Source organism: Chromobacterium sinusclupearum, from assembly GCF_002902845.1.
Classification (GTDB): Bacteria; Pseudomonadota; Gammaproteobacteria; order Burkholderiales; family Chromobacteriaceae; genus Chromobacterium; species Chromobacterium sinusclupearum.
The window spans coordinates 119,447-132,135 of the sequence record NZ_PPTF01000068.1 but is presented as its reverse complement, the minus strand read 5'-3'; the positions used below and the strand labels follow the sequence as shown (position 1 = coordinate 132,135).

9 protein-coding genes are annotated in these 12,689 nt (G+C 63.7%); 7 read left to right on the top strand and 2 right to left on the bottom strand.

Features of this window, described 5'->3' with window-relative positions; translation table 11 throughout:
• Positions 1–981, bottom strand: a 981-nt coding sequence (locus C2134_RS14570; RefSeq protein ID WP_233196465.1) for a glycerate kinase type-2 family protein, incomplete at its 3' end; no start/stop codon positions are given.
• 156 nt (positions 982–1,137) lie between these two features.
• On the opposite strand from C2134_RS14570, the gene mutS reads away from it, so the two are divergent.
• Together mutS and C2134_RS14560 are read left to right on the top strand one after the other, a co-directional pair.
• Positions 1,138–3,678, top strand: a complete 2,541-nt coding sequence (mutS, locus tag C2134_RS14565) for a DNA mismatch repair protein MutS (protein WP_103320876.1) — start codon at positions 1,138–1,140, stop codon at positions 3,676–3,678.
• Positions 3,679–3,740: 62 nt separating this feature from the next.
• Positions 3,741–4,169: a hypothetical protein gene (locus tag C2134_RS14560; RefSeq protein WP_233196464.1), complete on the top strand. Its 429-nt coding sequence runs from the start codon at positions 3,741–3,743 to the stop codon at positions 4,167–4,169.
• Positions 4,170–4,605: 436 nt separating this feature from the next.
• Here C2134_RS14560 and C2134_RS14555 read toward each other — a convergent pair whose 3' ends face one another.
• Positions 4,606–5,277 carry a pseudouridine synthase gene (locus tag C2134_RS14555; protein WP_103320874.1) on the bottom strand — a complete coding sequence of 224 codons (672 nt, stop codon included), beginning with the start codon at positions 5,275–5,277 and terminating at the stop codon, positions 4,606–4,608.
• A gap of 346 nt (positions 5,278–5,623) precedes the next feature.
• Here C2134_RS14555 and C2134_RS14550 point away from each other — a divergent pair, with 346 nt between their 5' ends.
• From C2134_RS14550 to ugpB, 5 genes are all read left to right on the top strand, one after another.
• Positions 5,624–7,861 (top strand): NADP-dependent isocitrate dehydrogenase, encoded by a 2,238-nt coding sequence (locus C2134_RS14550; protein ID WP_103320873.1) that lies wholly within the window; start codon positions 5,624–5,626, stop codon positions 7,859–7,861.
• A gap of 350 nt (positions 7,862–8,211) precedes the next feature.
• A complete protein-coding gene (locus tag C2134_RS14545; RefSeq protein ID WP_043624364.1) occupies positions 8,212–8,778 on the top strand; it encodes a GbsR/MarR family transcriptional regulator in 567 nt (188 codons plus the stop codon).
• A 3-nt stretch (positions 8,779–8,781) separates the two neighbouring features.
• On the top strand, positions 8,782–10,122 hold the full coding sequence (locus C2134_RS14540) for a cytochrome ubiquinol oxidase subunit I (RefSeq protein WP_103320872.1): 1,341 nt from the start codon (positions 8,782–8,784) through the stop codon (positions 10,120–10,122).
• A complete protein-coding gene (locus C2134_RS14535; RefSeq protein WP_103320871.1) occupies positions 10,119–11,129 on the top strand; it encodes a cytochrome d ubiquinol oxidase subunit II in 1,011 nt (336 codons plus the stop codon). Before C2134_RS14540 ends, C2134_RS14535 begins: the two co-directional genes overlap by 4 nt.
• 186 nt (positions 11,130–11,315) lie before the next feature.
• Complete coding sequence (gene ugpB / locus C2134_RS14530; protein WP_103320870.1) at positions 11,316–12,635, top strand: sn-glycerol-3-phosphate ABC transporter substrate-binding protein UgpB; 1,320 nt, start codon at positions 11,316–11,318, stop codon at positions 12,633–12,635.
• The last annotated feature ends 54 nt before the right edge of the window (positions 12,636–12,689 follow it).

Below are 12,689 nucleotides of genomic sequence, written 5' to 3'. Positions count from 1 at the left end.
GCCGCCGCGGCCCTGGCCTTTCAGCGTCACCGTAGTCTCGCCGCCGGACAGGATGAGGGCGGGCCGCGCCACCGGCAGGTCATGCGCCGCGATTTGACGGGCGATGCCGGCGTGGACTTTCGCCACCTCGCGCGCTTCGCCCTCTATGCTGTCGCCCAGCAACAACACGTCGTAACCGAGCCGCCTCGCCTCGGCCTCCGCCGCCCGCAAGGCGATTTGCGGCGCGGCGATCAGCCGGTACTCGGCATGGGCCAGCCTGGTGTCGCCCGGCTTGGGCGTCTCGTCGGGTTCCGCGTCCAATAGAGCTTGCGCCGCCGGCGGCAAGCTCAGGCCGTATTTGGCGACTACGGCGCGCGCGTCGGCATAAGTGCTGGGATCGGCCACCGTCGGTCCCGACGCGATCACGGCCGGATCGTCGCCCACCACATCGGAAATCGCCAAGGTCACCAGCCGCGCCGGCGCGCAGTCCAGCGCCAGCCGTCCGCCCTTGATGGCCGACAGGTGCTTGCGCACGGCGTTCATTTCGTCGATGCCCGCGCCGCAGGCCAGCAACTGCCGGTTGACCTGCTGTTTGTCTTCCAGGCTGATGCCCTGGGCCGGCAGCGACAGCAACGCCGAACCGCCGCCGGACAGCAGGCAGATCACCATGTCGTCGGCGGTCAGCCCGCGCACCGCGTCCAGAACCCGCTGGGCGGCGATGCAAGCGGCCGCGTCAGGCACCGGATGGGACGCCTCCAGCACCGTGATCCGCGAAGTGGGCACCGCATGACCATAGCGCGTCACCACCACGCCGGACAACGGGCTCGGCCAGGCCTGTTCCAGCACGCGCGCCATCGCGGCGGCGGCCTTGCCGGCGCCGATCACCACGGTACGGCCCGTTGGCGGAGGCGGCAGATGATCCAGCAGCCGTTCCGGCTTGACGCTGGCGACGGCGACATCGAACAGGCGGCGCAGGACTTGCTGCGGCGATAGGCGGGACATGGCTTTTCTCCTTATGGTTGTCGGAACATTGTGCCGCAAGCCGCCCTGGCTGACACCCCCGCCGCCGCGCGCTAAAATGTCGCCAACTTCGACGCCCCGTCTTTCCGGGGCGTTGCGCATTTATCCAGACCGACCAAGAGCAGAGCCCGACACCCGATGAGCACGCCCCAGCACACCCCGATGATGCAGCAGTATCTAGCCCTGAAACGCGAGCACGCAGACAAGCTGCTGTTCTACCGCATGGGCGACTTCTACGAGCTGTTCTATGAGGATGCGGAAAAGGCGTCGCGGCTGTTGGACATCACGCTGACCGCGCGCGGCGCCAGCGCCGGCACGCCGATCAAGATGGCCGGCATTCCTTATCATGCCGCCGAGGGCTATCTGGCGCGGCTGGTGAAAATGGGCGAATCCGTGGCGATCGCCGAGCAGATCGGCGATCCGGCCCTGGCCAAAGGGCCAGTGGAACGCAAGGTGGTGCGCATCGTCACGCCGGGCACGCTGACCGATGCTGCGCTCTTGGATGACAAGCGCGACAACCTGGTGCTGGCGGTGAATATGGTCAAGGGCGTGCTGGGCCTGGCCTGGTTGTCGCTGGCCAGCGGCGAATTCAAGGTGATGCAGGCTGGCGTCGAGGACCTGGCCAGCGAGCTGGAACGCCTGAAACCGGCCGAGCTGGTGATCCCGGACGACACCGGCCTGGCGGCGTTCGAGCAGATCGCCATCCCCCGGAAGAAGCTGCCGCCGTGGCAGTTCGACATCGAATCGTCCAAGCTGGCGCTGACCCGCCATTTCGGCACCCGCGATCTGGCCGGCTTCGGCGCCGACACGTTGCCGGTGGCTGTCGGCGCGGCGGGGGCCTTGCTGGAATACGTGAAGTCCACTCAGGGCGTGAATCCGGCGCATATTTCCGCGCTGTCGGTAGAGGACGCCGGCGAGCTGATCCGCATGGACGCCGCCACCCGCCGCAATCTGGAATTGACCGAAACCATACGCGGCGAGGCGTCGCCGACGCTGGCATCCCTGCTCGACACCTGCGCCACCAGCATGGGCAGCCGACTGCTTGGCCATTGGCTGCATCATCCGATGCGCAATCACCAGAAGCTGGCGCGCCGCCACGGCGCGGTGCGCGCGCTGCTGGCGCGCCATCAGGACGTTCATGCCGAGCTGGACCAGGTATCGGACATCGAGCGCATCACCGCCCGCGTGGCGCTGCGCTCGGCGCGGCCGCGCGATTTGTCGGCATTGCGAGATTCGCTGAAGGCGCTGGCCGGCATCAAGGCGCTGGCCGCCAGCCTGGATGCGCCCTTGCTGCGCGAACTGGCCGCCGTGTTGCCGGACCACTCGCCAGTGGAAACCATGCTTTCCGCCGCCATCCTGCCGGAGCCGGCTACCTTTCTGCGCGACGGCGGCGTCATCAACAACGGTTTCAGCCCGGTGCTGGATGAGTTGCGGGCGATCCAGAACGACTGCGGCGACTTCCTGCTGCAGCTGGAAGCGCGCGAGAAGGAACGCACCGGCATCACCACGCTGAAAGTCGAATTCAACCGCGTGCATGGCTTCTATATCGAAGTGTCCAAGGCGCAGTCGGACAAGGTGCCGGACGACTACCGCCGCCGCCAGACGCTGAAGAACGCCGAGCGCTACATCACGCCGGAGTTGAAGGAATTCGAAGACAAGGCGCTGACCGCGCAAGACCGCTCGCTGGCGCTGGAAAAACAATTGTACGAGGCGCTGCTGGACGAGCTGGCGCCGCACATCGCCGAATTGAAGCTGATCGCCCAGGCCGTGGCGGCGCTGGACGTGCTGGCTGCGTTTGCCCAGCGCGCCAGCATAGGCAATTACGCCGAGCCGCAGTTTGTCGCCGAGCCGCGGCTGGAGATCGTGGCCGGCCGCCATCCGGTGGTGGAGGCGGAAGTCGAGCGCTTCATCGCCAACGACACCAAGCTGTCGGCCGAGCGCAAGCTGTTGCTGATCACCGGCCCGAATATGGGCGGTAAGTCCACTTATATGCGGCAAAACGCGCTGATCACGCTGCTGGCCCATGTCGGCAGCTTCGTGCCGGCCGACTCCGCCGTCATCGGCCCGATCGACCGCATCTTCACCCGCATCGGCGCGTCGGACGACTTGGCCGGCGGCCGCTCCACCTTCATGGTGGAAATGACCGAAACCGCCAACATCCTCAACAATGCCAGCGAACACTCGCTGGTGCTGATGGACGAAGTGGGCCGCGGGACGTCCACCTTCGACGGCTTGGCCCTGGCCTGGGCCATCGCCCGTGCGCTGATCGAAAAGAACCGCGCCTACACGCTGTTCGCCACCCACTATTTCGAGCTGACCACGCTGGCTGGCGAATATCCGGCCGTCGCCAACGTGCACCTGTCGGCGGTGGAGCACAAGGACCGCATCGTGTTCCTGCACCACGTGGAAGACGGCCCCGCCAGCCAGAGCTATGGCCTGGCTGTAGCGCAGCTGGCCGGCGTGCCGAGCAAGGTGATACGCGACGCGCGCCGCCACCTGGCGGAGCTGGAGAACCAGTCGGCGGCGCGGGTGCAGCCGGACCTGTTCGCCGCCCCGGCGCCTGCGGCGGAGCTCGAGCCGCATCCGGCGCTGGAGCGCTTGGCGGAGCTGGATCCGAATGAGTTCAGCCCCAGACAAGCGCTGGAAATATTGTTCGAACTGAAAAAACTGGCCTATTGACCAGCTACTGTCGGAATCTTTACCTATTATTACTAAATGGTAACGTCCAACAGAGGAGTAACATGATGTCGCTTGAGACCGCCTCCGCCGCACCCAGCATCAGCCAACTGCTTGGCAAGCTGGCTGACGACGGGTCCATCGCCCTCTCCGAAATCCGGGAAAAGGCGAATCACGAACTGTCCAGCTTCGCCGAGCTGGCGCAAAAGGAGCTGAACCAGTTCGACATCAGCATGCCGCCCGCCATCAGCCTGATCAGCGGCGATGGATTCCAGTTGAAGCTGGAAAACGCGCATCCGCATGAAGCCGAAATCCAAAACTGGTTGCAGGGCAATCTGATTCTGGCCCGCAAGTTCAAGGAAGTCGAGGTGCTGTTCGAGTTCGTGCGCGCCACGGAAAGCGCGGGCGAAGTCTTCCCGGAAAGCTCCCACTTCCACATCGGCCTGACCAGCGCTGGCCCGATCGCTTATTTCGAGGACAATCACAGCTATTAAGGCAGACCCTCCGTGACCCAAGATTGGCGCCGTCAAGCGCCTCCACCCCGCGGGGAAGCCAAGGCTTCCCCGCTTTGCTTTTCAGCGTCGCGCATTCAAACCGCGCAGCGAACTTTCATCAGGATAAGGCGGTGAGCGGGCGGGGCCGTGGTCTGGAGAGAACAGGCGCTAGGGGCTGTTGACGTTTGGTGAGCGGTCGCGCCGGGATGCGTTTTGCGGCGAATCGAGGCGTTTCGCGCGCCGCATAGTCATTCTCTGCCAGCGCGGAACAACGAAGAGTCGGCGCGAAAGGCGCCCGGCCCTGCGGGTTTGGCCGCTTTGGGCCGGAAGCCACGTTTCCCAGCCCTTGCATAGAATGACTATGCGGCGGACTGTGCGCCTTGCTTCCGGCCCAAATCGGCGCAAACGCGATCCACCCACCAAACGTCAACAGCCCCTAGTCCTTCCGGTTGCGGGCAAAGCGGAAAGTAGGGCCCTTGCCGCCCTTGGCCGCCGGCGCCTGCGAGCGGTCCGACGCGCCTGCGCCAGGCTTGCGGCCGGCTGCGCCTGGCCGCGGCAAATCTTGAAGACTCACCTCCAGCTGGCGCATCTCGCCGGGCTGCAGGCCGTCCAGCCGCCACGGGCCGATCGCCACCCGCACCAAGCGCAGCGTGGGCAGGCCGGCCTTGGCTGTCATCCGCCGCACTTGGCGGTTCTTGCCCTCGCTGATGATGATTTCCAGCCAGCAGTCTGGCACCGTCTTGCGGAAACGCACCGGCGGATTGCGCGGCCACAGTTCCGGCGTCTCGATGCGGCGAACCTGGGCCGGCTGGGTGATGAAGTCGCCCAGATCGACGCCCTGGCGCAATTTTTCCAGCTGTTCTTCCTTGGGTTCGCCCTCCACCTGCACCCAATAGGTCTTGGGCAGCTTCCAGCGCGGGTCGGCGATGCGGTGCTGCAGCGTGCCATCGCCGGTCAGCAGCAGGAGGCCCTCGCTGTCGGTGTCCAGCCGGCCTGCTGGATAGACGCCGGGCAGCGGCACGCAGGACTTCAGCGTCGGATGCGTGGGATGGTCGGAAAACTGGCAGATCACGCCATACGGTTTGTTGAGCAGAATCAGCTGGGGCATGCGGAAAACACGGCGAAATAAAGTAGGCGAATGATAGCAAGGCCTAGCCGCCGCGTGAGCGATATCGTGTGTCGCGGCTGGGGACAGGCGGCTAAGCTGGTGTTCGAACAAGCGTTTTATTCGCATCCGAACGTCATCTGGCCAATTATCAGGCATAAAAGTTTCAGTTGCGTCGCCAACCAAGACGATGAGAAGGGGTATAATTCGCTTTTGAAAATTGCCAAAGAGCGGCGTGACGCCCGCGTCCGCCCTGCCAAGATCTCCGGCCTTCCCCGGAATGCCGTCCGAGCCATGACCTCTTCGCGCAATCGTTCTGTCGTCACAAGATCAACATGGAGATAGAGTAATGCCAGCAGAACAATCGAAAATCATCTACACCCTGACTGACGAAGCGCCGGCGCTGGCCACCAGCGCCTTCCTGCCGGTGGTCCAGGCCTTTGCCGCTTCCGCCGGCATCCAGGTGGAAACCGCCGACATCTCCGTGGCCGCCCGCGTGCTGGCGGAGTTCCCCGAGCATCTGACCGACGAACAGAAAGTGCCGAACACCTTGGCCGAGCTGGGCAAGCTGACGCAGCACCCGGACACCAACATCATCAAGCTCCCCAATATCAGCGCCTCCGTGGCGCAGTTGATCGCCTGCGTCAAGGAGCTGCAGTCCAAGGGCTATAACATTCCCGACTACCCGGAAAACCCGACGACAGACGCAGAAAAGGCGATCCGCGACCGCTATGCCAAATGTCTGGGCTCGGCTGTCAATCCGGTCCTGCGCGAAGGCAACTCCGACCGCCGCGCGCCGCTGGCCGTGAAAAACTACGCCAAGAAGCATCCGCATTCGATGGGCGAATGGAAGCAGTGGTCGCAGACTCACGTTTCCCACATGCACCACGGCGACTTCTACCACGGCGAGAAGTCGATGACGCTGGACAAGGCGCGCGACGTCAAGATGGAGCTGGTGACCAAGAGCGGCCAGTCCATCGTGTTGAAACCCAAGGTGGCGCTGCAGGCCGGCGAGATCATCGACTCGATGTTCATGAGCAAGAAGGCGCTGTGCGACTTCTACGAGCGCGAGATGGAAGACTGCCGCGAGGCCGGCATTCTGTTCTCCCTGCACGTGAAGGCCACCATGATGAAGGTGTCCCACCCCATCGTGTTCGGCCACTGCGTCAAGATTTACTACAAGGACGCGTTCGAGAAGCACGGCAAGCTGTTCGAGGAACTGGGCGTCAACGTCAACAACGGCATGGCTACCCTGTACGAGAAGATCGAGACCCTGCCGGCCTCCAAGCGCGAAGAAATCATCCGCGACCTGCACGCCTGCCAGGAGCACCGTCCGCGCCTGGCCATGGTGGACTCGGCCAAGGGCATCACCAACTTCCACTCGCCGAACGACATCATCGTCGACGCCTCGATGCCGGCGATGATCCGCGCCGGCGGCAAGATGTGGGGCGCCGACGGCAAGCCTTACGACTGCAAGGCCGTGATGCCGGAATCGACCTTCGCCCGCATCTACCAGGAGATGATCAACTTCTGCAAATGGCACGGCAACTTCGACCCGCGCACCATGGGCACCGTGCCCAACGTCGGCCTGATGGCGCAGAAGGCGGAAGAATACGGCTCGCACGACAAGACCTTTGAAATCCAGGAAGACGGCATCGCCAATATCGTCGATCTGGCCACCGGCGAAGTGCTGCTGTCGCAGAATGTCGAGCAGGGCGACATCTGGCGCATGTGCCAGGTCAAGGACGCGCCGATCCGCGACTGGGTCAAGCTGGCCGTCACCCGCGCCCGCAACTCCGGCATGCCGGCCGTGTTCTGGCTGGACCCGTACCGCCCGCATGAAAACGAGCTGATCAAGAAGGTGCAGACCTACCTGAAGGATTACGACACCACGGGCCTGGACATCCACATCATGTCGCAAGTGCGCGCGATGCGTTACACGCTGGAGCGCGTGGCGCGCGGTCTGGATACCATCTCGGTCACCGGCAACATCCTCCGCGACTACCTGACCGACCTGTTCCCCATCATGGAGCTGGGCACCTCGGCCAAGATGCTGTCCATCGTGCCGCTGATGGCCGGCGGCGGCATGTACGAAACCGGCGCCGGCGGCTCCGCGCCCAAGCACGTGCAGCAACTGCTGGAAGAGAACCACCTGCGCTGGGACAGCCTGGGCGAGTTCCTGGCGCTGGCGGTCAGCCTGGAAGAACTGGGCATCAAGACCGACAATGAGAAAGCCAAGATCCTGGCCAAGACGCTGGACGCCGCCACCGGCAAGCTGCTGGACGAAAACAAGTCCCCGTCGCGCCGCACCGGCGAGCTGGACAACCGCGGCAGCCAGTTCTACTTGTCCATGTACTGGGCCCAGGCGTTGGCCGCGCAGTCCGACGACAAGGAACTGCAAGCCCGTTTCGCGCCCATCGCCAAGCAACTGGCCGACAGCGAGCAGAAGATCCTGGCCGAACTGAAGGCCGTGCAGGGCAAGCCGGCGGATATCGGCGGCTACTACCTGCCGGATGCCGCCAAGTGCAGCGCGGTGATGCGTCCGAGCGCCACCTTTAACGCGGCCATCGCCGCTGTGCTGGCCTAAGCGGGACGGACAAGCGGCTGATGCCGGGCGCGCCGCCTGGCCTCAGCCGTTTTATTGAACGCCAAGTCATCGCGGCCATCCAGGCCAAGCTCAACAGCCTCCGGGGTTTCCCGGAGGCTTTTTTCATGCCTTTGCCCGAATGTTCTGCCGGAGGAGGGCGTCGCGGCGAGAGGGCGATGACGGCTGGCGGCGGGGAGGCGGCAAGGCGCGCTTGGATTCGTCATGCCCGGTGAGTGCGGGAGGGCAGGGACTTGGCCGGTGGCAAAATCAGTCTGTGCCTTGACGCTATCCCACCAGACAACCTATGATCCATATCAAACTTTCAGAAATTACTGAAAATTGGAAAAATCATGAACCTCCCCCCTCTGGTGCAGTCCTTTGTGTTGCACTTTGGCGAGATGGGCAGCCGCTGGGGCATCAATCGCACCGTCGGCCAGATCTATGCCTTGCTGTACGTATCGGAAAAACCGCTTAACGCCGATGAGATCGGCGAGGCGATAGGCTGTTCCCGCTCCAATGTCAGCATGGGCTTGAAAGAGCTGCAGTCGTGGCGTTTGGTCAAGCTGCAGCACTTCCCCAGCGACCGCCGCGAGTATTTCTCCACGCCGGAAGACGTGTGGCAGATCTTCAAGACCCTGGCCGAGGAGCGCAAGAAGCGCGAGGTGGAGCCGACGCTGACCATGCTGCGCGGCGCCATCATGGACAGCCCGGCCAGCGAGGCGGAGCGGCACGCGCAGGAAAGAATGAAAGAGATGTACCAGCTGATCGAGCTGGTCACCACCTGGTTTTCCGATATCCAGCACATGGACGTGGAGACGCTGCAGCGATTGATGAAGCTGGGCTCCCAGGTGCAGAAAGTGCTGCAGTTCACGCAATCGCTGTCGCGGCTCGGCCACCGCGAAGAAGAAAAGGAGTAAGCCATGGAGCTCGATCCCGTCACGCTGGCGCGCATCCAGTTCGCCACCAATATCAGTTTTCACATCCTGTTTCCCACCATCAACATCGCGATGGCCTGGGTGTTGTTGTTCTTCAAGATGCGCTTCCGCCAGACCGGCGATCAGGGTTGGATGGACGCCTACGGCTTCTGGGTGAAGATCTTCGCGCTGTCCTTCGCGCTGGGCGTGGTGTCCGGCGTGACGATGAGTTTCCAGTTCGGCACCAACTGGCCGGGTTATATGCAGACGGTGGGCAATATCGCCGGACCGCTGCTGGCCTATGAAATCCTGACGGCGTTTTTCCTGGAGGCGGGCTTCCTCGGCATCATGCTGTTCGGGCGCAGCAAGGTGTCCGAGGGCGTGCACACCTTGGCGACCTTCCTGGTGGCCTTCGGCAATACCGTGTCGGCGTTCTGGATTCTGGCGCTGAACTCCTGGATGCAGACGCCCACCGGCTTCGTGATGCGCGACGGCCGCGCCCATGTCGTCAGCTGGCTGGAAGTGATCTTCAACCCGACCTTGCCGTACCAGCTGACCCATATGCTGCTGGCTTCCGGCCTGACCGTGGCGTTCCTGATCGCCGGCCTGTCCGCCTACCGCTACCTGCGCGGCGAGCGCGGCCGCGGCGTCATGGTGGCCTTGAAGAGCGGCGTGTTCCTGGCGGCGCTGCTGATCCCCTTGCAAATGTTCGTGGGCGACATGTCCGGTTTGAACACGCTGAAGCACCAGCCGGCCAAGCTGGCGGCGATCGAAGGCATCTGGCACACCGAGAAGGATGTGCCGCTGCTCTTGTTTGCGCTGCCGAATGCCGAAACCCGCAGCAACGACTATGCGCTAGGCGTGCCGCAGCTGGGCAGCCTGATCCTGACCCACAGCTGGGGCGGCGAGATCAAGGGCTTGAATGAGTTCGAGCATCATCCGCCGGTGGCCAAGGTGTTCTGGAGTTTCCGCGTGATGGTGGGCATGGGCATGCTGATGCTGCTGGTGTCCTGGCTGGCCGCCTGGCAGCTGAAGAAGCGGGGCGAGCTGCCGCAGGCATTGGCGCGGGTGCTGGTGGGCATGACGTTTGCCGGCTGGATCGCCACCCTGGCCGGATGGTTTGTCACCGAGATAGGGCGCCAGCCATGGCTGGTGACGGGCGTGCTGACCACCGCCCAGGCGGCCGGACATGCGACGGCGCCTATGCTGTTCACGTCGCTGAGCACGTATCTGGCCTTGTACGCGCTGCTGTTGACCGCTTATATCTCGGTGCTTTTTTACCTGGCGCGCAAGGCCGGCGCGCATGAGCTGGCGCACGAACCGCAACTAAAGGAGAAACTGGCATGAGCGAGGCATTCTACCTGCCGGCGATCTTCGCCGGACTGATGGCGTTGGCGATGCTGGTGTACGTGATTCTGGACGGCTTCGACCTGGGCGTCGGCATTCTGTTGCCGCTGGCGACCGATGACGAGAAGGATGTGATGGTGGGCTCGATCGGCCCGTTCTGGGACGCCAACGAAACCTGGTTGGTGCTGGGCGCGGGCCTGTTGCTGGTGGCGTTTCCGGTAGCGCACGGCGTGGTGTTCGGCGCCTTGTATCTGCCGGTGCTGGCCATGCTGGTGGGGTTGATTCTGCGCGGCGTGGCCTTCGACTTCCGCGTCAAGGCGCAGGATCCGCACAAGCCGTGGTGGAATGCGGCCTTCGCCGGGGGCTCTCTGTTGGCGGCGCTGGCGCAGGGCGTGATGCTGGGCCGTTTCCTGACCGGCTTTGCCGAGGGCGCTACCGCCTGGCTGTTCGCGCTGGTGGTCGGCGCGGGAATGGCGCTGGCTTACGCCTTGCTCGGCGCCTGCTGGCTGGTGATGAAGACGCACGGCAAGCTGCAGGCCAAGGCGATCGTCTGGGCGGAATACGCGCTGTACGGCGCCGGCTTGGCCGTGCTGGCGGTATCGGTGGTGACGCCGCTGGCCAATCCTGGCATCGCCGCCAAATGGTTCGCGCTGCCGCAGTTCCTGTTGCTGCTGCCTTTGCCGCTCGGCTCGCTGGCGCTGTTCATTCTGCTTTGGCTCAGCCTGCCTAGGCTGGCGCGGCGCCAAGCCGCCGGCAACGACACCTTCTGCTGGCTGCCGTTTGCCGCCAGCGTCGGCATCGTGCTGTTGTCGTTCTGGGGCCTGGCTTATAGCGTGTTCCCGCAGATGGTGATCGGGCGGATGACAATCTGGCAAGCGGCGGCCGATCCGGAGGCGCTGTGGGTGATTCTGTGGGGCGCTGTGGTGGTGCTGCCATGCATCATCGGCTACACCGCTTTTGCTTACCGGGTGTTCTGGGGCAAGGCCGATAAGCTGAGTTACCAGTAAAAGCGCGCAGATGCGTTTGTAAAAGGGCACGCCTTGCGTGCCCTTTTTGCATGGATGGCATGAGCAAATTTGTAAATGAGCGCTTGTTGAAATTCTGATGACATATTACTGTAACGATATTGTCATTTTGTCCGGCCACAATCCGCCGCTTGACGACATGTCCGCCCACGACATCTGGAGATCACGATGAAGTTTGCTCTGTCCCGCCGCGCCGGCGCGCTGGCGCCTCTGCTGCTGACGTTGTCCCTTTCCGCCCAGGCCGCCACCGAAATCCAGTTCTGGCATTCCATGGATGGCGCGCTGGGCGACCGCGTCAACGCCATCGCCGCCCAGTTCAACGCCAGCCAGAAGGATTACAAGGTGGTGCCGGTGTACAAGGGGCAGTACGACGAATCGCTGGCCGCCGCCATCGCCGCCTACCGCAGCGGCAACGCGCCGGCCATCGTGCAGGTGTTCGAAGTGGGCACCGCCACCATGATCCAGGCCAAGAAAGCCATCAAGCCGGTTTACCAAGTGATGGCCGATGCCGGGGAAAAGCTGGACGAGAAAGCTTTCATTCCGGCCGTAGCCAGCTACTACTCCGACGCCAAGACCGGCCATCTGCTGTCCTTGCCGTTCAATAGCTCCACCCCGGTGCTGTACTACAACAAGGATGCGTTCAAGAAGGCCGGCCTGCCGGACGCGCCGCCCAAGACCTGGCCGGAGCTGGCCGCCGCCGCCGCCAAGTTGAAAGCCTCCGGCATGCGCTGCGGTTACAGCACTGGCTGGCAAGGCTGGGTGCAGCTGGAGAACTACAGCGCCTGGCACAATCTGCCGGTCGCCAGCCAGGACAATGGCTTTGGCGGCACCAACGCCGTGCTGCAGTTCAACGGCCCGACTCAGGTCAAGCACATCGAGATGCTGGCCAAGATGGCCAAGGATGGCAGCTTCAGCTATGCCGGCCGCAAGGACGAGGCCACGCTGAAGTTCTACAGTGGCGAGTGCGGCATCATGACCGGCAGTTCCGGCTCCCTGGCCAATATCCGCAAGAACGCCAAGTTCGCTTTCGGCATGGGCATGATGCCTTATGACCCGGCGGTGAAGGGCGCGCCGCAGAACGCGCTGATCGGCGGCGCCAGCCTGTGGGTGATGGGCGGCAAGAGTCCTGCCGAATACAAGGGCGTGGCCAAATTCTTCAAGATGCTGACTTCGCCGACGGTGATGGCCAAATGGCACCAGGACACCGGCTATCTGCCGGTGGTGACCGCCGCCTATGAGCTGAGCCGCAAGGACGGCTACTACCAACAGAACCCCGGCGCCGACATCCCAACCCTGCAGATGCAGAACAAGCCGCCCAAGTCCTATACCCGTGGCCTGCGCCTGGGGTATATGCCGCAGATCCGCACCGTGGTGGACGAGGAGCTGGAGGAGGTGTGGACCGGCAAGAAGAGCGCCAAGGACGCGCTGGACAACGCGGTGCTGCGCGGCAATGAGCTATTGCGCCGCTTCGAGAAGACCGCCGGCTGATTTCACTTTCCATGAGCGGGTAGCCGGGCGGCTGTCCGCTTTGTCCTGGTGCCC

Coding starts and splice junctions, on each gene's coding strand:
- mutS (WP_103320876.1), top strand. CDS start 1,138: ATGAGCACGCCCCAGCACACCCCGATGATGCAGCAGTATCTAGCCCTG.
- C2134_RS14560 (WP_233196464.1), top strand. CDS start 3,741: ATGATGTCGCTTGAGACCGCCTCCGCCGCACCCAGCATCAGCCAACTG.
- C2134_RS14555 (WP_103320874.1), bottom strand. CDS start 5,277: ATGCCCCAGCTGATTCTGCTCAACAAACCGTATGGCGTGATCTGCCAG.
- C2134_RS14550 (WP_103320873.1), top strand. CDS start 5,624: ATGCCAGCAGAACAATCGAAAATCATCTACACCCTGACTGACGAAGCG.
- C2134_RS14545 (WP_043624364.1), top strand. CDS start 8,212: ATGAACCTCCCCCCTCTGGTGCAGTCCTTTGTGTTGCACTTTGGCGAG.
- C2134_RS14540 (WP_103320872.1), top strand. CDS start 8,782: ATGGAGCTCGATCCCGTCACGCTGGCGCGCATCCAGTTCGCCACCAAT.
- C2134_RS14535 (WP_103320871.1), top strand. CDS start 10,119: ATGAGCGAGGCATTCTACCTGCCGGCGATCTTCGCCGGACTGATGGCG.
- ugpB (WP_103320870.1), top strand. CDS start 11,316: ATGAAGTTTGCTCTGTCCCGCCGCGCCGGCGCGCTGGCGCCTCTGCTG.